At 59.2% G+C, this 26,028-nt stretch carries 25 protein-coding genes; 16 read left to right on the forward strand and 9 right to left on the reverse strand.

Annotation, left to right across the window (positions count from 1 at the left end; all coding sequences use genetic code 11):
- Positions 1-8 precede the first annotated feature (8 nt).
- The 3 genes from QP995_RS00335 to QP995_RS00345 all read left to right on the forward strand — a co-directional run bounded on the left by QP995_RS00335 (position 9) and on the right by QP995_RS00345 (position 2,661).
- Entirely contained in the window at positions 9-524 is a 516-nt protein-coding gene (locus QP995_RS00335) for a nucleoside/nucleotide kinase family protein (RefSeq protein ID WP_070566832.1), read from the forward strand.
- Complete coding sequence (locus QP995_RS00340) at positions 524-1,369, forward strand: YdcF family protein (protein ID WP_049193650.1); 846 nt, start codon at positions 524-526, stop codon at positions 1,367-1,369. The genes QP995_RS00335 and QP995_RS00340 overlap by 1 nt, the downstream gene beginning before the upstream one ends.
- Positions 1,370-1,476: 107 nt before the next feature.
- The gene (locus QP995_RS00345) at positions 1,477-2,661 is read left to right on the forward strand and encodes an acyl-CoA dehydrogenase family protein (protein WP_016422383.1); all 1,185 of its coding nucleotides are present in this window, start codon (positions 1,477-1,479) and stop codon (positions 2,659-2,661) included.
- Positions 2,662-3,076: 415 nt separating this feature from the next.
- Here the strand turns inward: QP995_RS00345 and QP995_RS00350 are convergent, their stop codons facing one another.
- The 5 genes from QP995_RS00350 to QP995_RS00370 all read right to left on the reverse strand — a co-directional run bounded on the left by QP995_RS00350 (position 3,077) and on the right by QP995_RS00370 (position 7,073).
- Entirely contained in the window at positions 3,077-4,309 is a 1,233-nt protein-coding gene (locus tag QP995_RS00350; RefSeq protein WP_284852792.1) for an amidohydrolase, read from the reverse strand.
- A gap of 83 nt (positions 4,310-4,392) precedes the next feature.
- The gene (locus QP995_RS00355; RefSeq protein ID WP_048732907.1) at positions 4,393-4,890 is read right to left on the reverse strand and encodes a hypothetical protein; all 498 of its coding nucleotides are present in this window, start codon (positions 4,888-4,890) and stop codon (positions 4,393-4,395) included.
- Positions 4,891-4,997: 107 nt separating this feature from the next.
- Positions 4,998-5,609, reverse strand: coding sequence for a suppressor of fused domain protein (locus QP995_RS00360; RefSeq protein WP_070767383.1), 612 nt, complete (start codon positions 5,607-5,609; stop codon positions 4,998-5,000).
- Between the two features lie 30 nt (positions 5,610-5,639).
- A complete protein-coding gene (locus tag QP995_RS00365) occupies positions 5,640-6,284 on the reverse strand; it encodes a ribonuclease FAU-1 family protein (protein WP_070866565.1) in 645 nt (214 codons plus the stop codon).
- A gap of 96 nt (positions 6,285-6,380) precedes the next feature.
- A complete protein-coding gene (locus tag QP995_RS00370) occupies positions 6,381-7,073 on the reverse strand; it encodes an Rv1157c family protein (RefSeq protein WP_016422388.1) in 693 nt (230 codons plus the stop codon).
- Between the two features lie 635 nt (positions 7,074-7,708).
- Between QP995_RS00370 and typA the strand changes: the two genes are divergently transcribed.
- The 7 genes from typA to QP995_RS00405 all read left to right on the forward strand — a co-directional run bounded on the left by typA (position 7,709) and on the right by QP995_RS00405 (position 16,100).
- Positions 7,709-9,622, forward strand: a complete 1,914-nt coding sequence (gene typA, locus QP995_RS00375; RefSeq protein ID WP_016422389.1) for a translational GTPase TypA — start codon at positions 7,709-7,711, stop codon at positions 9,620-9,622.
- A gap of 82 nt (positions 9,623-9,704) precedes the next feature.
- Entirely contained in the window at positions 9,705-11,855 is a 2,151-nt protein-coding gene (locus tag QP995_RS00380; RefSeq protein ID WP_049172722.1) for an ABC transporter family substrate-binding protein, read from the forward strand.
- Positions 11,856-11,863: 8 nt separating this feature from the next.
- Complete coding sequence (mshB, locus tag QP995_RS00385) at positions 11,864-12,817, forward strand: N-acetyl-1-D-myo-inositol-2-amino-2-deoxy-alpha-D-glucopyranoside deacetylase (protein ID WP_284852793.1); 954 nt, start codon at positions 11,864-11,866, stop codon at positions 12,815-12,817.
- On the forward strand, positions 12,810-13,331 hold the full coding sequence (locus tag QP995_RS00390) for a hypothetical protein (protein ID WP_016422392.1): 522 nt from the start codon (positions 12,810-12,812) through the stop codon (positions 13,329-13,331). Before mshB ends, QP995_RS00390 begins: the two co-directional genes overlap by 8 nt.
- A gap of 232 nt (positions 13,332-13,563) precedes the next feature.
- Positions 13,564-13,887, forward strand: coding sequence for a ferredoxin (gene fdxA, locus QP995_RS00395; RefSeq protein ID WP_005509435.1), 324 nt, complete (start codon positions 13,564-13,566; stop codon positions 13,885-13,887).
- 53 nt (positions 13,888-13,940) lie between these two features.
- Positions 13,941-15,068: a succinyldiaminopimelate transaminase gene (gene dapC, locus QP995_RS00400; RefSeq protein ID WP_284852794.1), complete on the forward strand. Its 1,128-nt coding sequence runs from the start codon at positions 13,941-13,943 to the stop codon at positions 15,066-15,068.
- Positions 15,069-15,158: 90 nt separating this feature from the next.
- Entirely contained in the window at positions 15,159-16,100 is a 942-nt protein-coding gene (locus QP995_RS00405; protein ID WP_284852795.1) for a pseudouridine synthase, read from the forward strand.
- Here QP995_RS00405 and dapD read toward each other — a convergent pair.
- The 3 genes from dapD to QP995_RS00420 form a co-directional block, all read right to left on the reverse strand.
- Entirely contained in the window at positions 16,097-17,068 is a 972-nt protein-coding gene (gene dapD / locus QP995_RS00410; protein ID WP_049193664.1) for a 2,3,4,5-tetrahydropyridine-2,6-dicarboxylate N-succinyltransferase, read from the reverse strand. The two genes, QP995_RS00405 and dapD, sit on opposite strands and share 4 nt — an antisense overlap.
- A 116-nt stretch (positions 17,069-17,184) precedes the next feature.
- Positions 17,185-18,588, reverse strand: a complete 1,404-nt coding sequence (locus QP995_RS00415) for an amino acid permease (RefSeq protein ID WP_275043520.1) — start codon at positions 18,586-18,588, stop codon at positions 17,185-17,187.
- Between the two features lie 124 nt (positions 18,589-18,712).
- Positions 18,713-19,705 carry a 2,3,4,5-tetrahydropyridine-2,6-dicarboxylate N-succinyltransferase gene (locus tag QP995_RS00420; protein WP_049193666.1) on the reverse strand — a complete coding sequence of 331 codons (993 nt, stop codon included), beginning with the start codon at positions 19,703-19,705 and terminating at the stop codon, positions 18,713-18,715.
- An 83-nt stretch (positions 19,706-19,788) separates the two neighbouring features.
- Between QP995_RS00420 and QP995_RS00425 the strand changes: the two genes are divergently transcribed.
- From QP995_RS00425 to QP995_RS00450, 6 genes are all read left to right on the forward strand, one after another.
- Positions 19,789-20,679: a hypothetical protein gene (locus QP995_RS00425; RefSeq protein WP_255456290.1), complete on the forward strand. Its 891-nt coding sequence runs from the start codon at positions 19,789-19,791 to the stop codon at positions 20,677-20,679.
- Positions 20,680-20,684: 5 nt separating this feature from the next.
- Positions 20,685-21,821, forward strand: a complete 1,137-nt coding sequence (dapE, locus tag QP995_RS00430; RefSeq protein ID WP_284852796.1) for a succinyl-diaminopimelate desuccinylase — start codon at positions 20,685-20,687, stop codon at positions 21,819-21,821.
- Between the two features lie 69 nt (positions 21,822-21,890).
- Positions 21,891-22,718: an LOG family protein gene (locus tag QP995_RS00435; protein WP_070429515.1), complete on the forward strand. Its 828-nt coding sequence runs from the start codon at positions 21,891-21,893 to the stop codon at positions 22,716-22,718.
- A 45-nt stretch (positions 22,719-22,763) separates the two neighbouring features.
- Positions 22,764-23,576: a dihydropteroate synthase gene (gene folP, locus QP995_RS00440; protein ID WP_070437943.1), complete on the forward strand. Its 813-nt coding sequence runs from the start codon at positions 22,764-22,766 to the stop codon at positions 23,574-23,576.
- Between the two features lie 223 nt (positions 23,577-23,799).
- Complete coding sequence (locus tag QP995_RS00445) at positions 23,800-23,967, forward strand: DUF3117 domain-containing protein (protein ID WP_005509573.1); 168 nt, start codon at positions 23,800-23,802, stop codon at positions 23,965-23,967.
- 312 nt (positions 23,968-24,279) lie between these two features.
- The gene (locus QP995_RS00450) at positions 24,280-25,155 is read left to right on the forward strand and encodes a methyltransferase domain-containing protein (protein WP_284852797.1); all 876 of its coding nucleotides are present in this window, start codon (positions 24,280-24,282) and stop codon (positions 25,153-25,155) included.
- A 3-nt stretch (positions 25,156-25,158) separates the two neighbouring features.
- Here the strand turns inward: QP995_RS00450 and budA are convergent, their stop codons facing one another.
- On the reverse strand, positions 25,159-25,899 hold the full coding sequence (gene budA / locus QP995_RS00455) for an acetolactate decarboxylase (protein WP_049171946.1): 741 nt from the start codon (positions 25,897-25,899) through the stop codon (positions 25,159-25,161).
- Between the last annotated feature and the right edge of the window lie 129 nt (positions 25,900-26,028).

Here is a 26,028-nt window from a genome sequence, read left to right on the forward strand (position 1 = left end):
CGATCACGATGATTCTGCTTATCGACGGCCGTTCCGGCAGTGGCAAAACCACCCTTTCGGCAAAGTTGCACAGTATCCTCGGTTGGCCAGTTATCCACTTGGAGGATGTATATCCGGGCTGGTCCGGTCTGCAGAAAGCATCGGCCGCAGTTGCGGAGACCATTTTGAACCCCGCTCTACCGGCCGATGAGCGCGGGTATCGCCGGTGGGACTGGTACGCCAGTGAATTCGCCGAGTGGGTCCCCACGCCACCGGACTCCTCGCTCATCGTCGAAGGCTGCGGCGCTGTCACTGAAGCTAACCTTGCCGCTGCCCGCGCCATCGGCGACGGCAACGCCTGGGGAGTCTGGGTAGAGCTGGACACACAGACTCGATTTGCCCGTGCCATGGCTCGCGACGACCACTTCGAGGAACACTGGGACATGTGGGCCGAGCAGGAATCCCAGCATATGGCGAAGCACAATCCGCAACAGCTCGTCGACTGGACCATCAACGTCCCAGAACAGTTAACGTGGAAGCTCTGATGAGAAAAACACTCGCGTGCCTCGGTGCAGGCTTCGGTTCCATGCTCCTCGTCGGCGGACTACGCGTCGCCGCTAATTCGGAGCTACGCCCACCACGCCTGCCCAATCGCAGACCTCCGCGGTGGGTTCTTCCCACAGTAGGTGCCGCGTGGACACTGGCCAGCTGCCGCGCCTACTACGCTCGCGCATCGCATCGCTTGACGACGCCCCTGCTCGCCGGCCTCGCAGTACCAGGAGCCGCAGCGATCGTTTTCGAGGCCGTTCGCCTTCGATGTGCAGCCCAAAAACCAACTCTGCCGCCACACACCGTGGTTGTACTGGGATGCGGATTGAAGAACAATCGGCCCTCGGCCCTGCTGGCCAGAAGATTACAGCGAGCAGTCTCAGCGTGTGATGAGCGTACCGAGCGAATCATCTGCTCCGGTGGGGTCGGCAGTGAAGCGGTGACAGATGCCACCTGCTCCGAAGCGGACGCCATGGTGGAGTGGTTGGAGGCGAACGCTGGGGACGTCGTAAAGCGCGGCGACATCGAGTTGATCCCCGAGGACCAATCGACGAATACGTCGGAAAACATTGACTATGCGTGCGAATTGATGCGCGGCATGGACGGTGCGTTGAGCGCTGGAACGGTTGTTGTGACCAGTGATTTTCATGCGCCACGGGTAGCGAAGCTCATGCGCGAACGGGGGCTGGAACCCTGGTGTGTCGTCGGCGCCTATACGCCGTTGAGGTACTGGGCGACATCGCTGCTGCGGGAATTCCTCGCGCAGTTTATTCTGTGGGCGCCGAGCGGCAACGCGAGAATTTTACGAATTTCGCGGGTAGGGCGAAGCGTTAGCCACTAGTATCGAACGAAGATAAATACGTCGTGCGGTGATAGTGCTGCGTAGAAATGCGTAGAGCGCGATATCGAACACGACATCGGAATCATTAAATCGGGAGGAACACCCACATGGCTTTGACCCCAGGATTCGACCTGTTCCAGCTGCCAGAGGAGCACCAGGAGCTCCGCGCCGTTATCCGTGATCTGGCGGAGAAGCAGATTGCTCCGTACGCAGCGGACGTCGATGAGAACGAGCGTTTCCCGGAGGAGGCCCTGAAGGCTCTCAACGAGGCTGGATTCAACGCCGTCCACGTGCCGGAGCAGTTCGGTGGTCAGGGTGCGGACTCGGTTGCGGCCTGCATTGTCATTGAGGAAGTTGCTCGTGTCTGTGGCTCGGCTTCTCTTATCCCGGCTGTGAACAAGCTGGGCACCATGGGCTTGATCCTCAAGGGCTCCGACGAGCTGAAGAGCAAGGTCCTGCCGGACATCGCCAACGGTGAAATGGCTTCCTACGCACTGACTGAGCGTGAGGCCGGTTCGGATGCCGGTTCCATGAAGACCCGCGCGGTCCGTGAGGGCGATGAGTGGGTCCTCAACGGTTCCAAGTGCTTCATCACTAACGGTGGCCGCTCCACCTGGTACACCGTCATGGCTGTCACCGACCCGGAGAAGGGTGCCAACGGCATCTCTGCATTCATGGTCCACAAGGACGACGAGGGGTTCCGCGTCGGTGGCCTGGAGCACAAGCTGGGTATCAAGGGTTCCCCGACCGCGGAGCTGTACTTCGAAAACTGCCGCATCCCGGCTGACCGCATCATCGGCGAAGAGGGCACCGGTTTCAAGACTGCCCTGGAGACCCTGGACCACACTCGCCCGACTATTGGTGCACAGGCACTGGGCATCGCGCAGGGTGCGTACGACTACGCCGTTGGTTACGTGCAGGAGCGTCAGCAGTTCGGCAAGCCGATCGCTGCTTTCCAGAACACCCAGTTCATGCTGGCTGACATGCGTATGAAGATTGACGCTGCTCGTCTCATGGTCTACACCGCAGCCGCTAACGCTGAGCGTGGCACTGCTGAGGGCGGCGCTCGCCTGGGTCTGATGGCCGCAAACGCCAAGACCTTCGCCTCTGACGTTGCTATGCAGGTCACCACTGATGCCGTGCAGCTGCTCGGTGGTTACGGCTTCACCCGTGACTTCCCGGTTGAGCGCATGATGCGTGACGCCAAGATCACCCAGATCTACGAGGGCACTAACCAGATTTGCCGCATGGTCGCAGGTCGCCAGATTCTCGCAGACGCACAAAAGCGCTAATCACCAGCGCAAACGCTAAGCCCCCGCTGAAACGGCGGGGGCTTTTTCATGCTGCCACATCACTCAGAATTTGTCTCTTAACCCCAACGCGCGCTAGTGACTGCGTTTATGGTCGGCGGCGGTGGGGCGATGCGAGTTACTGACTGCGTTTATGACAGAAATGGCCCGAAAAACGGCTTCAAAGTGTCATAAACTCACACAGTTTCACATTTGCAGCCCGTAAATTTTGCGTTAAGTAGCAAGAAGCGTGTCCAATCGGCGTGCACCGGGGTCTACTTTTCTCTTAACCCCCGGTTTTTCGGCCGTCCCGCACGAGCACCGCACGAGTCCGGCACTCCAGCCCCGCACGAGTCCGGCACTACACCATCCACCAGCTCGCCTGCAGCCGCACGCATCAGCCTCGCTAATCACACCCTCATTTCGCCAACCAAGCACAGGCAGCTACAACGATTGCTTCTGCGCCCCGGTCAAGAGTGGGTTGGAGGTCAGGGGCAAAAGCTGGGTTGTGGTTGCCAACAGCGCTGCTCTCATCCGCGAAGCCGCCGAGCCCCCAGTACGTATATGGCACGCCAAGCGCATCGGGGATGATTGAGAAATCTTCAGAGGCGGGCACTGCGTCCAAATCGGAGACTTCATCACCGAAGTACGCGTCGAATGCCTCGCGCACAGTATTCGTGGCGTCCCCGTCATTGTTCGTGAGGGGATAGCGGTCGTAGTAAGTGAACTGCGGGTCTTGAGGGCTGCGGGCAGCAACGCACTCTGCTCGTACAATGCGCTCGATTGCCTCTTTGAGGTGTTCGGTCACGGCGCTGTTGTAGGCACGAGTGTTGATGAGCAGCTCTGCGGAGTCAGGGATGATGTTGGACTTAGTTCCCGCCTGAATCGCGCCAACGGTCACCACTGCGGTCTCGGTGGCTGCTACCTCACGCGAGACAATCGTCTGAAGACGCATCACAATGGTGGATGCCAAGACAACGGGATCGACACTGAGCTCCGGCATGGATCCATGGGAGCCATTACCGTACACAGTGACTTTGACCGAGAATGCAGAGGAGAGAACTGGCCCGCGGCGAGTGCCCACATAGCCGCCGGGCAAGCTAGCTAGTACGTGTTGACCGAGATAAACATCGGGACGCGGAATAGCCTTCTCCAGATCTGCCGCCAGCATTGCGCGTGCACCTTCGGCGGTTTCTTCAGCGGGTTGGAAGATACCGATGAATGTGCCAGACCACTGATCAAGGTTTTCGTTGAAAGCCTGCAGCGCTGTGAGCAAAGACATCAGGTGGAAGTCGTGGCCACAAGCGTGGGCGACGGGGACCTCTGTGCCGGTCTTTTCATCAATCTGCGTTGCCGTGGAGGCGTAATCTTTGCCGGAAGTCTCCTTCACCGGTAGCGCATCAATGTCTGCGCGCATAGCTACAATCGGCCCGGCACCGTTCTCAATGATGGCAACGACGCCGGTGTCTCCGACGCGATTTGTGGAAATACCTGAAGCTTCGAGCTCCTGAATAATCCGGTCTGCAGTGCTGTGCTCCTGCATGGAAAGCTCAGGGTGCCGGTGGAAATATTTGTACAGTTCCTCGTGCTGGGATTGGGTGGACGCGAGACCATTCAGAATCTTTCTGGCGCTCTCAGTATTAGTGGGCATACCTAAAATGTACGCCGACCTAAAGCGGACGGTGGAGGCCCTGGAAGGTATCCCCCGTCCCGCCCCAAACCTCTAAGAGCTGCCTACGTCGTCACAAAGAACTTCTGGTTACGCTCGCCGCGGTAGGACTGGGCGGTTGCAGTTGCGGCGATGATAGAGGCAACAATCAGCAGGCCAGCTGTAATCAAACCGAGCGCCGACGAGTCTCCGGAGCGTACCTGGGAAATCGTTCCGACCAGCGTCATTGATGCATTAATGACAAAAACTGCCGCCGCCACGGACAGCACCGTGCGCGCTGCAGTCGATCCTTCAAGGAGTTTGCCAGCAAGCCACCAGCACGCAATCGCCGTTGCCGTCTGCGCGAGAATCGCAAACGCGAAGCTCACGGCCAAGCTGGTCTGTGCAGCAGAAACCTCGATGTTGTTGGCCTTTGCCGCTTCCGTAACAGTCGCATCCCATTTCAATAGGGAACTGACCACGGTGAGGATTAGCGCTGGGACGTAAACATATACCGCCAGCCGCCACCACCGAAAGGACTGCGCCGCATGGAAAGGAACGTCTTTAGCCGAATTGACTGCCATAATTCCATACTCTAAACCACGCTGTCGCGGCGCGAAACGTCACTGCTAGGTTGCACTTATCGCTTGCCGACGAGCAGATAACCGGCAACCACTACAAAAGCTAACTTCTATACAGCGCTGGTGCGGTGCGGGTCGGTGAAGTCGACACCTTGGGTTTCCCACACGCGACGCAGTTCGTCAACGCCCTTAGCGCGAGCAAGGGCAAATTCGTTGGTCGTGGCCGGGACCGGCTGGAAGATTGTGACTTCGGTTTCCTCCACCGCGACCGGCGGGATTTCTGCCTTGAACAGCACAAAACCGGTGAAGCGCGACTGATCCCACAGTGGCTGGCCGAAGTCAATAAGTGCCCCCTCGGTCAGGACGAGGCCTTCGATGCTTGGGGAAGCGGCAAGAATACCCAGCGGGCGGATGACTTCGTCCAGTCCACCACGAATAGGCAAGATGAGTTCGGCACGCGGGCCAGAGTTGGTGTCCACCACCATTGCGGACGGATCTTGCATCGCCTCGGCACTGCAACCCAGTGTTGCATAGGTGACAATCCGGTCTGTGTCAGGTCCGAAGCGCAGCATCTTCAGTGGCGCAGAGCCAAGGAAGGTCAGCTGGGCTTCGCCGGGGTTGGACTCTTCAAAGTAGGAGGAAAATGCTGCTCGGACGGCTTTGATAATCGCATTGCTATCAGGGCCGGTGGGAGGAATGGGGCCGGTTAAGTTATCGAACACGGGCGGTACTCCTTTGTTGAGGTGGTCGGTCTAGGCCGCAGGCGAAAGCTCAACGGCATCAGCCCACGTCGCATCGAGGTGCAAAGTCTGCATCCACGCATCAATGTTGTCACCGTGTGCAGCGATTGCGGCGCGTGCAGTCAGTGTGGTCTCGATAGCGAACTCGGTGAGTTCATCGCTAATCAGTCCCTGAGTATGAGCCGCGACGAGCTCGTCGACATCTTCAACTCGAATCTGTGTGGCCGCATCGCCAGGTAGGGGAGCTATGGCCTCAGGGTCGGTCGGTGCCTGCAGGATGTCGAGATACAAATCGGTCATACGCCAGCACTGCGGATCAGTCCGGTCGATGCTGACAATATCGACGTAGCGTTGGTGTTCCACCTTCACGCCCGGGCGGAAGTGATAAATGCTGATGCGCAACCCTTCGTCGGCAAGCAGGAATGACTCAAGATATCCAAACTTTGGATGATCCATCCCACGGCGCATATAAAGGCGGCTGGGTGTGAGAGTTCGGAACTCATCGACATTGCGCTGAAAGCCCTTGGGGTCGGTGTTGACCATTTCACGTAGGTCAAAGGTCTCGACTTTCGGAGGATGTGTGTCCTGACTCGAGCGAATTGGGGAGAGTGCAGGAGCTGCCGCGGTCGAAGCCGAAGTGGCCGGTGAAGTGGACATGCGAATACCTTAACGTGTAGGGGTTGCCTTTTTGGGCATAGAAAAGCCCTTTCTGCATACGTGATGCAAAAAGGGCTAGGGGAGAACTAGAAAAACTTAGTTCAGGCCGACCGGGAAGACACCGGCGGTCGGAGTGTAGCTGCAGTTGGTCGGACCAGGCTCTTCCTGAGTGGTGATACCGCCCTGCATGACAGCGATGACCACGCCCTTGCCCGTGTCAGCGGTGCCGTTGACAGCGCCCGGGCCCTCCTCGGCGTTGATGCCGTTGTTCTCCAGGGTGGTCTTGCCGTACTTGCCGTTAGCAACGTTGACCCAGTAGACATTCATCTCTGTGTCCTGCTGCTTAGCCAGCTGCTTGGTGCCCAGGCCAGTGAAAATGAAGCCAAGCTGGTTTTCTGGAACACCTGGCAGCGGCAGGTCTGCCGGGCCCGGAACGGTAGTGGCCAGGCCGAAGGAACGGCCTTCGCCGCCGATGCACTTGTCGGCAACAGTAGGCAGCAGGAACTGGTTGGTCTTCGGGGCACCTTCCGGAACCTTGAAGCCCGGCTCGCCCTCGCCCTCACCAGTCAGGAAGTCAATTCCCTTGTTCAGTGCGCTGGAAATTTCCTCAGGAACGCCTGGGGAGTTAATGATGTCGCGCGCGTTGCCGTAGAGATTCGGCGAAGCGATGTTCAGGGAGTCCAGCGACGGGGAAGCAGAAGCGGCGGGAGTCATGCCCGCAGTGAGAATTGCAGCTGCACCCAAGGTCGCTGCGGCACGGCGCAGGAAAGAGCGTCCAGTCGAAACCACGGTGAAGAACCTCTCATTCGTGGGCTATTGGAGTCGGAATCAAAATTTCGGAATCGTTGCTCATCTTAGAACGACTCCAACGGGAATTGGAAAGATTTGAAAAAGAAATGTTCAGAATCTTCTCAGGAGATTAACGCACGGATTCTCGCGTGTCGCAAGTTAATTAGAGTGATTTGTGATGTAGAACGAGATGATTGTGAAAATTGAGGCGAAATGCGTATGTATGGGGTTAATGGTGTTTCGCAGTGTGTAAGCGGGTGAAGTCAAGTCTCATCCCGTGGGGTTACAACTATGGCATTTGGTCACATCTATCACATGGCGGGCTGAGAGATTGCCGTCGTGAAGCGTTGTGGCGTTGGCGGATGTGCCATTATGGCTGTCGGTAAAGCGGGGGTGCAGTAAGGGGGTAATTTATCCCTAAGGGTGGCGCGGCAGTGCCACTTTGCATGACGGATAGGTGCTCGGGGTTGCGAGAATCTCTGCCAGATGTGCAGGGGCATTAAGAAGGAGTACACTGTAGAACGCTTTATTACGCGTTGATGCGGGGCGTTAAAGGCAGTCGTAAAGACAGTCCTTTAGAGCAAGGCCGTATCTTTTTCTTTTAGTCCTCTTAGCTTGTTAGGAGCTATCCGCCTGTGAGCGATACCGAGTTCCGTAATGTCGCCATTGTCGCACACGTCGACCATGGCAAGACCACTCTCGTGAACGCCATGCTGGAGCAGTCCGGCGTTTTCAGCGACCACGAAGAAGTTGCAGACCGAGTGATGGACTCTGGTGACCTTGAAAAGGAAAAGGGCATCACCATCTTGGCGAAGAACACCGCTATTCGCCGAAAAGGTGAGGGCAAGAACGGCGAAGACCTCATCATCAACGTCATTGACACCCCTGGTCACGCCGACTTTGGTGGCGAGGTGGAGCGCGCACTGTCCATGGTTGACGGTGTCGTGCTGCTGATCGACTCCTCTGAAGGTCCGCTGCCGCAGACCCGCTTCGTCCTGGGCAAGGCGCTTGCTGCCTGCATGCCGGTGATTATCGTGGTCAATAAGACTGACCGCCCAGATGCACGTATCGACGAGGTTGTCGAGGAAGCACAGGATCTGCTGCTCGAGCTAGCCTCCACCCTGGAAGACCCGGAAGCTGCTGAGGTCGCTGAGCGCAACCTTGAGCTGCCGGTTCTCTATGCCTCTGGTCGTGCCGGTAAGGCTTCTACCGAGAACCCGGGTAACGGCAACTTGCCGGAGTCTGAGAACCTGCAGCCGCTGTTCGACGTCATCACCGAGGTGCTCCCGGAGCCGTCCGCTGAGATTGATGCCCCGCTGCAGGCGCAGGTTACCAACCTGGACTCCAGCTCCTTCCTCGGTCGAATTGGTCTGATTCGTATCCATAAGGGCCGTATCCGCAAGGGACAGCAGATTTCGTGGATTCATTACGACTCCGAGGGCAATGAGCATGTCAAGAATGCGAAGGTCGCGGAGCTGCTGCGTACCGTCGGCGTGACCCGCGTACCTGCTGAAGAGGCCATTGCTGGTGACATCGCCGCTATCTCCGGTATCGACGAGGTCATGATCGGTGACTCTCTCTGTGATGCCGAGCATCCGGACCCGCTGCCGCGCATCCTGGTCGATGAGCCGGCTATTTCTATGACGATCGGCGTGAACACCTCGCCACTGGCAGGCCAGGGTGGTGGCGATAAGCTGACCGCTCGTATGGTCAAGGCCCGCCTGGACCAGGAGTTGATTGGTAACGTCTCGCTGCGCGTGCTGCCGACCGAGCGCCCGGATGCCTGGGAGGTGCAGGGCCGTGGTGAAATGGCGCTGTCCGTTCTGGTTGAAACTATGCGTCGTGAGGGCTTTGAGCTGACCGTCGGTAAGCCGCAGGTTGTTACCAAGACCGTCGACGGCAAGGTTCAGGAGCCGTACGAGCACCTGACCATTGATGTTCCTGAAGAGCACCTGGGTGCTGTCACTCAGCTGATGGCGGCTCGTAAGGGGCGCATGGAGCAGATGGGTAACCAGGGCACCGGTTGGGTGCGCATGGAGTTCCTCATTCCGTCCCGCGGTCTGATTGGCTTCCGCACTACTTTCATGACGGAGACCAAGGGCACCGGTATCGCCAATCACTACTCGGCCGGCTACGGCGAGTGGGCTGGTGAGATTAAGGACCGTCCGACAGGATCGTTGGTGGCTGACCGTACCGGCCAGATCACCGCTTACGCACTGATTCAGCTTTCTGACCGCGGCACCTTCTTCGTCGAGCCGGGTGACCAGGCTTACGAGGGCATGGTCGTTGGCCAGAATCCGCGTGATGAGGACATGGACATCAACATCACCAAGGAAAAGAAGCTGACCAATATGCGCGCAGCCTCGGCTGATGCGACCGTGACTCTGGAGAAGGCGCACAAGCTTTCCCTCGATGAGGCTATGGAGTTCTGTGGTGCTGACGAGTGCGTTGAGGTCACCCCGGAGGGCATTCGCGTACGCAAGCAGATCCTCAGCGCCACCGATCGCGCTCGCGCTCGTTCCCGCGCGAAGGCCATGAATAAGAAGTAATTCGGGTTGGTAGGGGACTGGGCCACCTGAAAACCAGTCTCGGGGTAACTGACTCGGTCAGGTGTCGAGTAATCTCGTGGATATGTTTATTCGCAGCCGTCGTCACGCAGCTTCTCGTCGATTTTTCGTAGCATCGACACTCTGCGTGACGGCGGCTTTGGCGTCTTCGTGCATGGCTCGCCCCTCGGACGCTCCGACTGTGCCCGGGCAGCAGGAAGCGCCGGTGCAGCAGGAAGACACCGCTGACCAGGCCAAAAAGATGCGTGAAGTCACGGTCGGTGTCGACGAGTTTGTCGAAGGCTTCAATCCGCATTTGCTTGCCGACGTCTCCCCGGTGACCAGCCTGGTAGCGCGACTGACACTGCCTAGTGTTTTCACCCCTGCGCCGGTAGAGGGCGAGGCTGGTGACGCTAGTGCCGCCGCGCAAGCTCCCGGAGTGGTGGATAACGCTGCCAATGCTCGCTCGGCAGGAGCTCCCCAATGGCTTCTCAACTCCGACTTGCTGGATTCCGTGCAGGTCATCGAGAGTGATGACAGCAAAGACGGTGACGCCAGAAACGGAGCTGGAAACGGGAAAGCGGCCGATGTTGACATCACGGATCCGACGGTAGCGGCAGAGCATGTCCGCTACCGCATTCGAAAAGGGGCGCAGTGGAGCGATGGCACGCCAATCAGTGGCGAGGACTTCCGCTACCTATTTTCCCAAGTCACGTCCACGCCAGGATCGCTGGATACGGCGACTTATGAGCTGATTAAATCCATTGATGTCTCCGACGGTGGCCGTCAGATTGATGTGACGTTCACTCAGCCGATTACGCATTGGCAGCGCCTGTTTGCACATCTCTTGCCAGCGCATTTGATGCGGTCGAACACTGATGGTTTTTCCGAAGGGCTGGCCAGCCGTTTGCCGGCCTCCGGTGGGCAGTACACCGTCGAGTCGATGGATGTCGGCCGCAACATCATTCGACTGGTTCGAAATGACCGCTACTGGGGTGAGCAGCCAGCAGCCTCGGAGGTTATTACGCTGCGTGCCATGCGTAGTGCCATCGATGGTGCGGAGCAACTGCGTTCGAAGCAGATCCAGGCCGTGCAGGTCCGTCCGACGGAGACGTCTGAGCTGACGTACGGTCTGATCCCCGGTGTTGCTGAGTTCTTCCATGAGCCCAACCGGGAACTGGTTTTCAGTACCAACCTCGCGTCGAGCAGGCTTGCCGACGAATCCGTCCGCCGGGCCATTCTGAACACCATCAACGTTGCACAGGTCTCAGAGGTGGCCACCGGGCGCCGAATCGCAGGTGGCTCTGGTGACGGTCGTGACCAGGAGAAAACCGAGGCGCCACAGGCCGGTTTTACTGAGGACAATCCGCTACGAATCGGCATCATTAGCGACGGTATAGCGGCACGCGCTGCGGCTTTTGCGGTCGCTGACCAGTTGACTGCAGCTGGTATCCCCGCCACCGTTGTTTCGTATTCACCGGCGGACATGCTGCGTTCTTCGTTGCCCTACGGAACCGTCGATGCCGTGGTGGCATGGGCAGAGCAGCCCAATTCCGTCCAGGCGGCCCGGGAACGCTATGCGTGTACGGAAGGCTCGATCAGTTCGCTACCGCCGAAGGACTTGGATGAAGCAGGCGCAGAGTCGGCTACCGAGTCTGAGTCAGAATCCGAGTCTGAGTCTGAGGGCGTTGACAGTTCGACAAAACCTGCACCAAGTGAAGACCGGGGAAAGAGCGCTGAAGAGCAGAGCTCGCTGGACGGGACAACATCGTCTGAGCAGTCCACATCTTCTACCTCAGCAGAGCCGGCTGACCTCAGCGGAGTATCTGTCGCTCCGAAATCGGCTGCTCGGAGCGAGAATCTTTCCGGCCTTTGTGACCCGCAGGTTGATGAGCTGCTCGCTCCCGACAGTTCTGCGTTGCCCGCTGAACTCGCCGATATCATTGCTGGCCACAGTATCGAGCTGACCTTGGTGAAAGACGGCTTGCTGACGGTCGTCAGCCCGGAAATTACAATTACTGGGCGGAAGGACTCTTCGCAGTGGACCGATGACCCAGTGTTGGGCCGCCTCGGTGTTCTGGGTGAGATTCGCCGAGTCGCGACGCAAAGCGGGACTCGAGAATCGTCTGAGAATTCTCAACCGGGAGATAGTCCGCGCGAAGATACTGAGCAGGACGGTTCGGGTCAGAACCAAGAAGTCCGCGATAACGCCGACCAGGAGAACAAGGGGAAGTAAGAAAGCCCGTGAAGTTACTTTTTGTTCACGCACATCCAGATGACGAGTCCATTTGGACAGGTGGTTTGATTGCGGCTGCCGCGCGCTCCGGAGCGTCGGTAAGCGTAGTGACCTGCACGATGGGCGAGCTGGGAGAGGTCATCGGCGCGCCGTACCAGGGGCTAGTTGCTGATGAAGCTGACCAGTTGGGCGGTTTCCGCGTCGCCGAGTTGCGCTCGGCGCTGCGTGCGCTGGGGGCCAATAGCCCAGACAATGCGCCACGTTTCCTCGGTGGTGCCGGGCGTTGGCGTGATTCCGGTATGGCAGGGGACAAGGGTAATGAGCATCCCCGTGCGTTCATGAACTCAGGTGATGAGGCGGTAGCCCAGCTTCGCACCATCCTCGATGAGCTGCAGCCAGACCTGGTCATTACCTACGATGCCGATGGTGGCTATGGGCATCCGGACCACATTCGTGCGCACGATATCACTGTCGCGGCGTGCGGAAATCGCTTTCCGACGCTGTGGGCGGTCACCGATCGTGAGGCAATGGCGGCGGGACTGGATGCCATTACCGTGGTGCCGGAGACCTGGCAGGCGTGCGATGTCGACGACTTCGCTACCGTGACCGGCCATTTCGAGGTTCAGCTGGATGATGCCGCTGTGGCTGCCAAGGTTGAGGCCATGCGCGCGCATGCGACACAAGTGTGGTTCGCCGATGGTTCCGTTAGCGAGGTCAATCCTGATGCTGTCTATGGACAGACCGACGGCTCTGGTCGTGCGCGAGCCGTCTGGGCGTTTTCCAATTTGCTGTGTCAGCCGGTGACACCGACTGAGGCATACCGTTTTGGTACGGCGACCGCTGCGTCCCTGGAAGAGCTGGGGGAGCTGGTGAATATCCAATTACTGCCAGAGCCGGTAGCGAGCGTCGACTCTGTACCGAGCGTGGATCTGGAAGCGGAGGGGAGTGCGGACGATGAGTAACCCTCAGCCTCACGAAAGCGAAGACTTGATTAACGCTGCTGGCGGAAAGTTGAAGAACGAGCGCTTGAGTATTGAAAAGCGCACATTCGGGGATGAGCGCTATTGGGGTGACCCGGAACGTTCGCAGCCACGCGAGAACTTCCATCAGGGGGAGGTCACAGTAGCGCTAGTCTGGCTGTCGCTGGCTGCGTTGGCAGCGTTGGTGATTGAAGTAGTTTTCCTCGGAGCGTGGATTACCATCGGCTCGGTTGCTATTCCGTTGCCGTGGACCATTCCGCTGGCCTATATTGCCAATCTGATTATCACCAACACAGCGTTGCTGTGGACACGCGATCGCTCCAAAGCTGCAATTCCGACTGTCATCTGGGTGCTGGGCTTTGCAGGCATTCTGCTGTGGGCAGTGCTGCCCTTCGGTGGGGACTTGGCAATGGGGCAGTGGTTGCGAACAGTGCTGCTGCTTGTTTGCGGTGTGCTGGGCGGTGCCTGGCCACTGCGCCATCTGCGGGCACTCTAGCGAAAACCGCAGCGGATACTGCAGGAGACGGTGAGGAATTGATACAGGGCAGGCCCGCATCAATGTGGCTCTTTCTGGAGCCAGTTGAAAACAACACCCACGTTGGGTGTAGACTCCAATCTGAATATACCGCTCTGTCTATTTTGCTCTGTTTCTCGTCGGAACGGCATAATCGACAGATAGCGAAAGCCTCATCCCATATCTTGTGAGAAAGGTTCTTAAACCTAAAACCATGACTTACATCATTGCCCAGCCATGTGTTGACGTCCTCGACCGTGCCTGTGTTGAAGAGTGCCCGGTTGACTGCATTTACGAGGGCAAGCGCATGCTTTACATTCACCCTGATGAGTGCGTGGACTGCGGCGCTTGTGAACCGGTCTGCCCAGTCGAGGCCATCTTCTACGAGGACGATGTTCCGGATGAGTGGGTTGAATTCATCGATGCCAATGTCGACTGGTTCGATGAGCTGGGTTCCCCGGGCGGTGCCGCCAAGCTCGGCCCCCAGGACTTCGATGTGCCATTCGTGGCAGCTCTGCCGCCGCAGGCAGAAGACTAAAACCACAGAGGACTAAAGCTATTTCTTTCCCGGGAAGGACTTCATCACCGCCCATGTCAGCTGCCCGCAAGCGCGTAACTCCCGGTTCTCTTTTGCCTCAGTTTCCGTGGGATTCTCTCACGCAGGCGAAAGCCACTGCGGCTGCGCATGAAGAGGGCATGGTGAATCTCTCGGTCGGCACACCAGTCGATGAAGTCGCTCCGATAATCCGGAAGGGCCTTACCGAAGGTGCTGCCGCACCGGGTTACCCACAGACCGTCGGCACGCCTGAGCTACGTGCTGCGATTGTTGCAGCGATGGCGCGGCGCTACGGCGTGACGGGACTGGAGTCAGCGGTCAACGGCTGCAATGTGCTTCCGGTCATCGGCACGAAGGAAGCAATTGGCTGGCTGCCCTTTCTCCTCGGCGTAGGCGCGGGGCACACCGTCGTCATCCCCGAGCTGGCATATCCCACCTACGAGGTCGGTGTTCGTATCGCAGGCGCTGAGCTGCTGCGTGCGGACTCGCTGACGCAAATCGGTCCCGCGTCGCCGACGCTGATGTTCATCAATTCCCCGGGCAACCCCAACGGCAAGGTCCTCGGTGTTGAACACCTGCGCAAGGTGGTTGAGTGGGCGCGTGCTCGGAACGTAATCGTTGCCTCTGACGAGTGCTACTTGGGGCTCGGCTGGACCGAACAGCCAGTCAGTATTCTCGACCCGCGAGTGTGCGACGGTGATTTCACCAACCTGCTGGCTATCCACTCGCTGTCCAAGACGTCGAACATGGCGTCGTACCGCACCGGCTGGTTCGCCGGCGACGCGGACCTCATTGCCGAGCTGGTTTCCGTGCGCCGTCACATGGGGCTGATGGTGCCGGGGCCCATCCAGCACGCCACGATCGCCGCGCTTAACGACGACTCCCACGAGGCCGAACAAAAGCAGCGCTACAGTGACCGCCGTGAGATTCTGCATGATGCACTGGTAGCCGCAGGTTTTCGTATCGATGACTCCGAGGGCGGGCTCTATCTGTGGGCTACTCGCGGGGAAGACTGCTGGCAGACAGTTGATTGGCTGGCTGAACGCGGCATCCTGGTCGCACCGGGTAGCTTCTACGGGCCCAAGGGTGCGCAGCACGTACGGGTGGGGCTCACAGCGACGCTCAGCGACATCGAAGTGGCGGCGGCGCGTATTCGCGGCTAGCCCCGGCCAGATGTGCTGGCTCTAGTAGGCCGAATGCTGCAAACGGTGCCGACATCGGCATAGACCAAATCATAAAAAAGGGAGTGTGCCGTGGGACGTGCCGGAGGCAACCGAGATGCTTGGTGGGGACTTGAGAAGAACCGTCAGACAGCGCAAGTCGATGCCGCCGCTCACGAGCGCGAGGAGTACATCCCCTTTGAGCCGACAATTGTGGCCGACACCGATGAGTTTCTGGTCGTAGACAAGCCACCTTTTCTGCCGGCGACTCCCAATGGCCGCATCGTGGCCAATACCGTGCAGGAGCGACTGCGACGTAGTCTCGGGGAACCGGAGATAGTGGCCGTTCACCGCCTGGATCTTCTGACCAGTGGGCTGCTGTTGCTTTCCCGGAATCCGGCTACCCGTGCGCGCTACCAGCAGCTTTTCCAAAACCAGGAAATCACCAAAGAATACGAATGCCTCACCGTGATGCCCGATGATTGGCATGTGGGGGAAACCAGGGATGTCACGCTTCTGCTCGATCCCAACCCGGCGGGGCGCGGAGTAAAAGTCGTGGAGACCGACGATTTCGCTCGCGCTGCCGCGAAGAATCCCAAGTTCAAGCTCGCACGCACAACCGTGACCTTCCTCGGCCGAGTAGCCGCGGACATCGGCGATGTGCTGGCGAACAGCCATGGCGGTGGTGCGACCAGCACCAGCATTCCGCTGCACGCAGTCGGCTGTGGTTGTGGGCATTGCGGGAGTCGCATGCAGGTGGGGCGCTGGCGGCTACAGCCCCATACGGGCCGCACGCATCAGCTGCGGGCGACGATGGACTGGCTAGGCTATCCCATTCTCGGTGAGGACACCTATGGCCGGAAAGCGGGGGCGCAGGGGCCGTCGGCAAGCGCGGGCAGCGCGCCAAAGTACACGCCGCAGCTGCGATTGACGGCAACCGCGCTGGCCTTTGTCGACCCCGTCACTGGTGAGCGACGTACCTACCGGAGCGCGCGGAATATCGCGGCCCCGGCAGACGTGCCGACCACCCCTTAGTTAGCGTGCAGCTCCGCGCTGAGCTTCACCTTTTCGGCAGCCCACGGCACAACCTCGACTGCACCAGAGAGCGAGTTGCGGCGGAAGAGCATATTCGATCCGCCCGAGAGCTCGCGGGCCTTGAGCGTCTTCTTCACACCGTCTAGGGCAACGAGGCACTTGGTGCCGGCAGTGATGTAGAGCCCGGCTTCGAGTACGCAGTCATCGCCGAGCGAGATTCCGAGTCCAGCGTTCGCACCGAGTAGGCATCGCTTGCCGACGGACACAACTTCCTTACCTCCACCGGATAGTGTGCCCATGATGGACGCACCACCGCCGATATCGGAGCCGTCGTCGACGACGACCCCCTGAGAGATACGGCCTTCCACCATGGAGTGTCCAAGCGTGCCTGCGTTGAAGTTGACGAAGCCCTCGTGCATGACTGTGGTGCCCTCTGCGAGATGGGCTCCAAGGCGCACGCGGTCAGCGTCACCGATGCGGACTCCGGTGGGAGTGACGTAGTCGACCATGCGGGGGAATTTATCGATGGAGTAGACGGTGACAGGCCCGCGGCGCGACAGCTTGGCTCGGGTTACCTCGAAGCCTTCGACAGCACAGGGGCCAAAATTCGTCCACACCACATTGTTGAGCTTGCCGAAGATGCCGTCCAGGTTGATGCTGTTGGGGGCGGCCAGGCGGTGGGACAGCAGATGGAGACGCAGGTAGGCATCGATGGTGTCGACTGGTGCGTCATCGAGTGAAGCGATGGTAGCTGTGACCAGACGGCGGGTGGTGCCGCGGTCCGCATCGGCTACGGCCAGATCTGCGAGGTAGGTGAAATCTTCGGGCAGTGCGTCGGCGTCGATGGTTCCGGTCGTGGTGGAGGTTGCCACGCCCTCTTCGATGAGCTTGGGGGCGGGGAACCAGACGTCGAGAACAGTATCGTTGTTAAAAGTGGCAATGCCGGTAGCTTGTGCTCCAAATTTCATGGAAAACAGGCTACCGGCATATCCCTATCTATGAAAAGTGCTCCGCAAATGTGTAGCAAGGAAGTGTTCGGATAGGGGTAGCAGGGTGGTTAGACCCTGCAATTAATTGTCATGGGCTAGTTGCTTTCGCTGGACTCGAGAGCCTCGCGGGCCGCGGTGCGGCTCTTCTTAGTCAGTGCAGCGAGCACGGCAAGGAACGCAGTGACACACACAACGGCGATAACCTGCTGGCGAGCACCAGGATCGGTGAGCATGCCAACAGCGAGGCCCAGGATTAGGATGACCGCTACCCAGGACAGTGCCGGGTAGGCCCACATGCGAACGGAAAGCTCGTTGTTGGCCTCCATCTGCGGGCGCAGCTTAATCTCGGACAGGGCGATGACCAGCCAGATCACCAGCAAGCAGCCGCCGACAGCGTTCAGCAGGAAGACCAGGACACTCGAGCCGTCGAAGACAACCTGCAGGCCAACGGAGACGAAGGCGAAGACCATCGACATGATGACCGCACGGTTCGGAACTGCGCCTTCATTGGTGTGGGCGAAGAAGCGCGGTGCCTCACCGCGGGTGGACATCGAGTAGACCAGGCGAGAGGTTGCGTAAATCTGAGCGTTGAACGCGGACAGCAGCGCCAGAACGATAATGGCCTCCATGAAGCCAACGGCACCCGGAATGTTTGCCTGCTTCAGAACCTGGGTGAACGGCGACTCAGCTGCGGAGTCAGCGCCGTCAATCTGGGAGTACGGCAACAGCAGGATGATGACGGTCACGCAGCCCAGGTAGAACACAGAGATGCGGAAGATTACCGAGCGGACAGCAGCAGCGATGGAGCGCTGCGGATCTTCAGCCTCAGCAGCGGCAATTGTGACAATCTCGATACCGCCGAAGGCGAAGGCCACGGCCAACAGACCAGCGGCAATGCCGGACACGCCATTCGGGAGGAATCCGGACTCGGCAATATGCGTCGTACCGACGAAGCTGGTGCCTGGCAGCAGACCGAAGAAAAGAAGAACGCCAATGACCAGGAACGCGATAATCACCGCGACCTTGATGAACGCGAACCAGAACTCAAACTCGCCGAAACCGCGCACATTCGCCAAATTCACTACAGCGAAGAAGACAACACAGATCAGGCCTGGAATCCAGCCCGGAATACCGAACCACGCACCCATGATGGCACCGGCACCGGTAATTTCAGCGCCGAGCACCATGATGAGCATGAACCAGTAGAGCCAGCCGAGGACAAAGCCAGCCGAGGAGCCAAAGGCCATCTCGGCATAAGTGGAGAAGCTACCCGGTGTCGGGCGGGCAGCGGCCATCTCGCCGAGCATCTGCATGACGAGGACGACAATGAAGCCAGCGATGACATAGGAAACTAGAACACCCGGGCCAGCTGCCTTAATGCCGACGCCCGTACCAAGGAAAAGACCGGCACCGATTGCGGAGCCAAGACCCATCATGGTCAGGTGTCGAACCTGCAGCCCCTTGCCCAGCTGAGCTGTCTCGCCGGAGGTGGAGGTAATTTGCGATTCGGTCATGTCGCAAACATTACCTCGCTGATAACAGGGGCAATAACCGTATTACGGGTTTACCCCCATTCACCGTTTTGGGGTCAACTAATGTGCCTTCACGAGCACCGAAAGTAGGTTATCCGGCCAGCTCATCCGGCACGTCGGCAAGCTGAGCGAAAGCAGCGGCACCTTCGTCATTGCCCGGGCGTTCCGTGCGGCGGACGCACACCGCCGAGTGGTCCGGGTGATGGTAGAAGTGCATGTTGTCGCGGCCCGAAATTTCCCATGCCTGAATACGGCGGTTCTCCGCGGGGACATCGATGGGCGTATCGGGGGCAATGAGGATGCTTCGGTCAATAATGCAGTCATTACCGAGGCTGACGCCGACGGTGCCGGCCGCGATATCGATGTGGCAGCGCTCGCCAACCGTGAGCGGCTTACGCTGACCGGAATCGTCATGAGCGGCAATGATGGAGGCCGACAGTCCCACCTTCGTGTGCGCGCCAATGACGACACCGGAGGATAGACGTCCCTCAATCTTGCATGGGCCCAGAGTGCCCGAGTTCAGCGAGACAAATCCCTCGCGCAGTACGGACGTACCCGGTGCCAAGTAAGCGCCCAACCGCACGCGCTCGGCCTCTGCAATGCGCACACCGGCGGGCAGCACATAATCGACCATGCGCGGCATGCGGTCGATGGCGTAGACGTGAATCAGACCGCGGACGCGCAAGTGGGTGCGCAGTTGCTCGAAGTTGTCCGGCAGACATGGCCCCTTGTTGGTCCACGCCACCACATGGAGTAGCTCGTAGAGCCCCTTGGTGTTTAGCTGGTGCGGCTTGACCAGGCGGTGGGAGAGCAAATGCAGGCGCAGGTAGGCATCGTGCGGGTCGACAGCAGGCTTGGACAAATCCTCAATGGACGTGCGCACTGCCACCTGCTCCACGCGGCGATCCTCGTCCAAAATCACCTGACGAAGCAACTGTGGGGTCAGATCAGCGGCGCCGAGCCGGTGAGTGCTCGATTCTACGACCTCATCGCTTAACTGAGGTGCGGGAAACCAAGTATCGAGAACTGTACCGTCCATTGCGATATTGGCGATTCCCGTAGCGACAGCACCAGATGTAATCATGATTCTTAATATTAGTATCCCTTTAAGGAATCTTCGCGGAAGGATGAACTATGCCCCTAGCTGGCCTTGAAAGCACACAGAAAATGAAGCAGTGGTTCTTAGTTAGCCTCATCATTGCTGTCAGTGTGCTCGGACTCGGCTTCGTCCTGTCCCTGCCGGTGGTCTTCTATGTCGGATTCGCACTGCTGAGTGCTTGGATTCTCGCCGTAGCCAGCTTCTTTGGTTTCGTTTTGCCGCCGCGAGCAATGCCAATTGGCGCAGTCGGTGTGGCTATTGCCGCAGTGGTTGCGCTCATCGCGCCGAACCGTCTTGTGCTGGTTATCGCAGTTGCCATCGCAGTGGGGCTCGGCGGTGGCATGATCGCCCGTCTTCTGCTGGAGCGCAAGAACCGCGATCAGCAGGCACGCATCGATGCCCTGCCGATGTGGGAGCGCGATGAGCTGGGCGATGTCGCCGAAACGCTTCGTCCTGCTTATCGACGAGACATCGATCCCACTCCAGTGCAGCTGCCACACGCAACGGCCAAGATTGTCGCGGCCGTCTGTAAGCCGCTGGCCGGTTCTACGGTGATTGTCAGCACGAATGAGCTGCGTCCGGTGATTGCGGTCTATGGCTCCCGTGTAGCTGTGGTCTATGGTCCCGGCGCGGGCGTTGTCGAGGAGGATGGCGGAAACGGAGAGGCGACCGATTCTGCGGGGGAGGAGCGGGCGCCGGGGTCGTCGACAAGCGAAACTCCGGAGGCAATCATTGCCCAAACTCTCCCGGAAGGAGCGAAAACCCTGGTCTTTGAGGTGGCTGATGGGCTTAAGCGCTCGGCGGAGGGGAGAATTGGTGTGACCTCCGCCGAACCGCATGAGCTGGCGTTGTTCCTCGGTGGTGGCGCGCCCGCCAATGGGGATGCGATCAATGGTCGTGCGGCGCATATTCATCACAAAATTCTGGTTTCGCTGGCGCACAATGGTTTGTACGCTTAATTGATGTGAAATCGAAGTTAAATCTGCTCCAAGATCCTGTAGACCTCACGGCGGCACTGGTGGACATCGAATCGGTGTCCCACAATGAGACCGCGATAGCGGATGCCGTCGAGGCGGCATTACGTGAGGTCGCGCAGGCAGATGAGTCGATTGAGGTCCTGCGCATTGACAACAACGTGATTGCGCGGACCCATCGGGGGTTACCGCAGCGCGTGATTTTGGCAGGGCACCTGGATACGGTGCCAACTGCGGACAATGTGCCCTCGACGCGTGGGGTAGACGCGCAGGGACGAGACGCACTCTTTGGGTGCGGAACTGTGGATATGAAAAGCGGTGACGCGGTCTACCTGCATGCTTTTGCGACGCTGGCGGCAAGCCAGGAGTTGCAGCGCGACCTGACACTCATCATGTACGAATGCGAAGAAGTCGCCGCGGAGTTCAACGGGTTGCGGCACTTGAGTGAGTCGCATCCGGAGCTCCTGACTGGCGATGTCGCTCTGCTGGGCGAGCCCAGCGGCAATGTCATCGAAGCCGGCTGCCAGGGCTCTATTCGCCTGCGTCTGACCGCTCACGGCACACGTGCACACTCGGCTCGGGCGTGGCTCGGCGACAACGCCGTGCACAAGTTAGCACCGGTGCTGTCGAGGATTGCCGCCTATGAGCCGCAGACTGTGGACATCGACGGGTTGGCCTACCGCGAAGGGCTCAACGTCGTCTGGCTGGAGGCCGGGGTTGCTACCAATACGCTTCCCGACGAGGCGGTGCTGCGAGTCAACTTCCGATTCGCGCCCAACCGCAGCGCCGATGAGGCCATGGCGCACTTCCGAGAGGTGCTTGGACTCGACGAGTTCGCGCCCGAGGACCTCACCGTCGATGTCGAGGATGTGAGCCCTGGGGCGCTGCCTGGACTGCATGCGGCGGCTGCGAAGGAGTTGGTTGCGGTCGCAGGCGACGTCGTAAAGCCCAAGTTTGGGTGGACCGATGTGGCGCGTTTTTCGGCGCTCGGCATTCCTGCGGTGAACTTTGGCCCGGGTGACCCGGCGTACTGCCACAAGAAGGATGAGCAGATTCCGGTCGAGTGCATAACGGCACTGTGGGAGGATGTGCGGCGGTACTTGACCACCGCGCCGGTGGCTGAGTGAGCCTAGAATCACACCCCACCCTCGCCGAGCGGGTGCGCGTATGTCATTGCTGGCATACATTGTGAGGTTATGAAACCTGTACGTACTCCGTCCCCAGCTAAGCGCCGTGCACTCCGCGGCCCAATCGCGATTCGACAGGCGGGCGAACCGCAGGCGTCTACGACCGACCGCAGGCTGTTGTCACACAATCCGAACACGGACTGGCTGCACAACGATACCTGGCGTGTGCTGCGCATTCAGTCGGAGTTCGTTGACGGCTTTGGTGCGTTGGCGGAGATTCCGCCGGCGGTGACGGTATATGGTTCGGCACGTCTGCCAGAGGATAGCCCTTACTACCAGTGGGGCTTCGACCTGGGCAAGGCGCTGGCGGAGGCGGGTTACGCGACCATCACCGGTGGCGGCCCGGGCATCATGGAAGCCGCCAACCGCGGCTGCTACGACGCCGACGGCCTGTCCATTGGGTTGGGCATTGAGCTGCCGCACGAGCAGCACTTGAATGACTGGGTCGACCTGGGCATGAACTTCCGCTACTTCTTCGTGCGGAAGACCATGTTCCTGAAGTACTCGCAGGCGTTTATTTGCCTGCCGGGCGGTTTCGGCACTCTCGATGAACTCTTTGAGTCACTGGTGATGGTTCAGACCGAGAAGGTGGAAAATCACCCAATCGTGCTGCTCGGCACTGAGTTCTGGTCGGGGCTGGTTGATTGGATGCGTGAGAAACTAGTGGCCATGGAGCTGATTTCTCCGACTGATATGGACCTTTTCCTGGTCACCGACTCCATTGACGAAGCGGTCGAGTACATCGAGGCCGCGCACGAAAAGCTGTTGGAAGAGTGTGAGCCGACCTCTGACGTTTCCGAAAAGCTCCGCCGAGTCCGTCGCTTCAGCGAAAGGTAGGACGCTGTGCGGAGTTTTTATCAGGACTCCGCGGTGCCGACGGTGATGGCCATCGTCAATCGCACCCCGGATTCCTTCTATGACCGTGGCGCGACGGCTGCGGAGGAGGCTGCGCTTGCTCGCGTCGACGAAGTTGTTGCGGCAGGCGCGGGCATTGTCGACATCGGCGGCGTCAAGGCCGGTATCGGTGCAGAAGTAACTGTTGCCGAGGAAATCGAGCGCGTGGTGCCGACCATCGCGAAGGTCCGCGAGCGCTATCCTGACCTGCACATTAGCGTCGACACCTGGCGCGCCGAAGTCGGAGAGGCCGCCATTAACGCTGGCGCCAACCTCATTAATGACACTTGGGCGGGCCATGACCCGGAGCTGCTGGAAGTCGCGGGTTCCCACGGGATGGGTTACGTCTGCTCGCACACAGGTGGGGCACTGCCACGCACCAATCCGATTCGCGTGCGTTACGACGACGTCGTGGACGATGTCATCTCAGAAACCGGCAAGCTCGCCCAGAGGGCAGTGGACGCTGGCGTGCCGGAGGACCGCATCCTCATCGATCCCACCCACGACTTTGGCAAGAACACCTACCACGGCCTCGAGCTTCTGCGGCGCTGCAATGAGCTCGTGGCTACAGGCTGGCCGGTGCTCATGGCGCTGTCGAATAAGGACTTCGTCGGTGAGACTTTGGACCGCCCGGTCGAGCAGCGTGTGCCCGGCACCTTGGCTGCGACCGCCCATGCGGCAGCTGCCGGCGTGGCGGTGTTCCGTTCGCATCAGGTGTCCGAAACTCTTGATGTTTGCCGTATGACTCTGGCTATTTCCGGTGATTTTGCACCACTGCATCCGGTGCGTGGGCTGGTGTAAGGGGCGTAGTTTGAGGCGCTTCACCCATGCCGCTGCGTGAAACAAAGGACTATGATGAAGAGAAGTAGTCGAAAATGCCGACAGGGATTCTAAACCGGGATCTTGAGCCGGGGTCTTAGACCGAGGTCTTGAACCGGGATTGTCAATCTCCTGGCTACCACAGCCGAGCTGGGGTGGCTGGTCGTCTCCTGCATCGACAACGTCTTAGAACGAAGGAGTTCACATGGCAGCAATGAAGCCGCGTACCGGTGATGGTCCGCTGGAGGCAGTTAAAGAGGGCAAGAAGATTGTAATGCGCGTCCCCGCAGATGGTGGTGGGCGCCTGGTGGTGGAACTGTCCCCGGAGGAAGCCAAGGAGCTCGGTGCAGAGCTTGTAGCAGTAGTGGAGTAGCAGAGTAGTAGGGTATCGGGTAGAGGCCGGGTAGAGGCGAGCCTGTCCGGTTTTAACCCAGCGGCGACCTACACAGGTGGTGTAGGTCGCCTTTTCTTTTTCAGGTGATAACGGCTCGAATGAGGGGTTATGAACAAAAAGTACGGGCTGCAAATGTGAAACTGTGCGAGTTTATGACACTTTCAAGCCAGTTTTCGGGCAATTTTTGTCATAAACGTAGTCAGTAACTCGCATTGGAGTTACTTGGCTGAGCTCGACACGGGCTAAGATAGTGAAAATTATTTTTCTAGCTCAGTTTGAGGAGTGACCGACGTGCTAGCTGACATCATTGATGTGCTTGCTGACCCCATCGATGGCACTGATTTGAAGTTTGGTGATGCCGAACGAATGACTCTGAAGTCCGAATCCGGACATAGCTATGATGTCGCCCGCCAGGGTTACGTTACGCTCGCCGGTGGGGCTGGCCTGCGCTACACCGGCGATGACGCCAAGATGATTACCGCCCGCGAGGAGTTCCTCTCTGGTGGCCACTATGCTCCATTCGTTGAGGCAGTTACAGGCAACGTCCAGGACGTGCTTGACGACGCCAACGTGTCCGAAGCCGCCAGCCCAGTCATCTGCGAAGTCGGTGCGGGCACTGGTTATTACCTCGCACACACGCTGGACAGCATTCCCAATTCTCGTGGCGTAGGCATTGATGTGTCTGTGCCGGCCGCCAAGCACCTGGCCAAGAGCCACCCGCGCCTCGGTGCGGTTGTGGCCGATGCGTGGGCACGGTTGCCGCTGCGTGATGGTTCCATCGATGCGCTTACTGTTGTCTTCGCACCTCGCAACGCGGAGGAGTTCGCTCGCGTGCTCAAGCCGGGCGGCCAGCTTGTGGTTCTGACTGCCACCACTGGTCACTTGGGTGAGCTTCGTGAGCCACTGGGCATCATTGATGTCGAGCGCGGCAAGGTCGAGCGCATGATTTCCCAGGCAGAGGGGCACCTCGTGCCTGTTGGCGACCCGGAGCTGGTGGAGTTCGGTATGAACCTCAACCAGGGTGCAATCGCCGCGCAGATCGGTATGAGCCCGTCGGCACGCCATATTCACCCGGAGGTGCTGCAGGAACGCATTGCGGCGCTACCTGCAGAGATGCACGTCACCGCCCGTGCCTACGTCACTCGTCTTGGCCGCCCGGGAGACTAGCGTTTACTCCTTGACCTCGGTTTTGTGAATCTGCTCATCCAGGTCTTCCGGATCCAGGTCAGCATCCGAGAATTCCGCCGTTAGCGGAAGGCGAAGCTGCAGGTCAGTGCCCGGGCACAGTTCGATAGTGCCCGAGCGCAGCTTAAAGTCCAGCACATGCCCGCCGCCGGTGCCGCCTTCCGCAAGGAAGTGCACGTGACAGCCGGGCACCGAAATTCCCTTCTCGTACACCGGCGTGCGGAAGCCCGCAATCGTGCCCCGCAGGTTCTCAAAATCAACCGACGCGTCTTCTTCCGTCGCATCAACCATCTTCTGGTACGGCTTTTCCTGCTTTACGACGGTTCGAGTCTTCACCCACTCAAATTCGCCGGTAATCCGCAGTGCGTACATAAAATTTTGGCTCGGCACCAGGGAATCGATGATGGGGCTAATTTCCTTGCGAGTCAGGTTTTCCGGCGCATCCATCACCGTGTGGGGAACGAAGTTGGTCACCACCGTGTAGGGGCTGCGCTGATCCATGGTGGCCCGGGTCGCGGAGCCGTCGTGACGCACCTGCCAGCAAACACCGTCGAGGATTACCATTTCGCCATCGAGACCGTCGAAGGTGCCGATGCCGAAGTTGCCATGACCAAGGATTTCGCCAATGGTCATCTCGCCGTCGTAGATGCCATCGAGCAGTGCGGACATCAGTGAGTTTTGGAAAATTGTGTGTCGGACCGTTGGAAAATTCTCGTGAGTGGTCATGGAAGCCATTATATTCGCGGTGCTTGTGGCTCAGTTTGTTCGGCGTTTTCGGTCCGATGGTGTGGGAGGACCCTGCGGCACGAAAAACGCCCTGCGGAAGAATCCACAGGGCGTGATTTGGTGAATCGA

Origin of the sequence: Corynebacterium sp. MSK032 (genome assembly GCF_030232065.1) — a bacterium.
Lineage (GTDB): Bacteria > Actinomycetota > Actinomycetes > Mycobacteriales > Mycobacteriaceae > Corynebacterium > Corynebacterium jeikeium_D.

Bases quoted from the DNA above. Each gene is read 5' to 3' on its own strand.
- QP995_RS00335 (WP_070566832.1), top strand. From the start codon at position 9: ATGATTCTGCTTATCGACGGCCGTTCCGGCAGTGGCAAAACCACCCTT.
- QP995_RS00340 (WP_049193650.1), top strand. From the start codon at position 524: ATGAGAAAAACACTCGCGTGCCTCGGTGCAGGCTTCGGTTCCATGCTC.
- QP995_RS00345 (WP_016422383.1), top strand. From the start codon at position 1,477: ATGGCTTTGACCCCAGGATTCGACCTGTTCCAGCTGCCAGAGGAGCAC.
- QP995_RS00350 (WP_284852792.1), bottom strand. From the start codon at position 4,309: ATGCCCACTAATACTGAGAGCGCCAGAAAGATTCTGAATGGTCTCGCG.
- QP995_RS00355 (WP_048732907.1), bottom strand. From the start codon at position 4,890: ATGGCAGTCAATTCGGCTAAAGACGTTCCTTTCCATGCGGCGCAGTCC.
- QP995_RS00365 (WP_070866565.1), bottom strand. From the start codon at position 6,284: ATGTCCACTTCACCGGCCACTTCGGCTTCGACCGCGGCAGCTCCTGCA.
- QP995_RS00380 (WP_049172722.1), top strand. From the start codon at position 9,705: ATGTTTATTCGCAGCCGTCGTCACGCAGCTTCTCGTCGATTTTTCGTA.
- QP995_RS00390 (WP_016422392.1), top strand. From the start codon at position 12,810: ATGAGTAACCCTCAGCCTCACGAAAGCGAAGACTTGATTAACGCTGCT.
- fdxA (WP_005509435.1), top strand. From the start codon at position 13,564: ATGACTTACATCATTGCCCAGCCATGTGTTGACGTCCTCGACCGTGCC.
- dapC (WP_284852794.1), top strand. From the start codon at position 13,941: ATGTCAGCTGCCCGCAAGCGCGTAACTCCCGGTTCTCTTTTGCCTCAG.
- dapD (WP_049193664.1), bottom strand. From the start codon at position 17,068: ATGAAATTTGGAGCACAAGCTACCGGCATTGCCACTTTTAACAACGAT.
- QP995_RS00420 (WP_049193666.1), bottom strand. From the start codon at position 19,705: ATGATTACATCTGGTGCTGTCGCTACGGGAATCGCCAATATCGCAATG.
- QP995_RS00425 (WP_255456290.1), top strand. From the start codon at position 19,789: ATGAAGCAGTGGTTCTTAGTTAGCCTCATCATTGCTGTCAGTGTGCTC.
- QP995_RS00435 (WP_070429515.1), top strand. From the start codon at position 21,891: ATGAAACCTGTACGTACTCCGTCCCCAGCTAAGCGCCGTGCACTCCGC.
- folP (WP_070437943.1), top strand. From the start codon at position 22,764: ATGGCCATCGTCAATCGCACCCCGGATTCCTTCTATGACCGTGGCGCG.
- QP995_RS00445 (WP_005509573.1), top strand. From the start codon at position 23,800: ATGGCAGCAATGAAGCCGCGTACCGGTGATGGTCCGCTGGAGGCAGTT.
- budA (WP_049171946.1), bottom strand. From the start codon at position 25,899: ATGACCACTCACGAGAATTTTCCAACGGTCCGACACACAATTTTCCAA.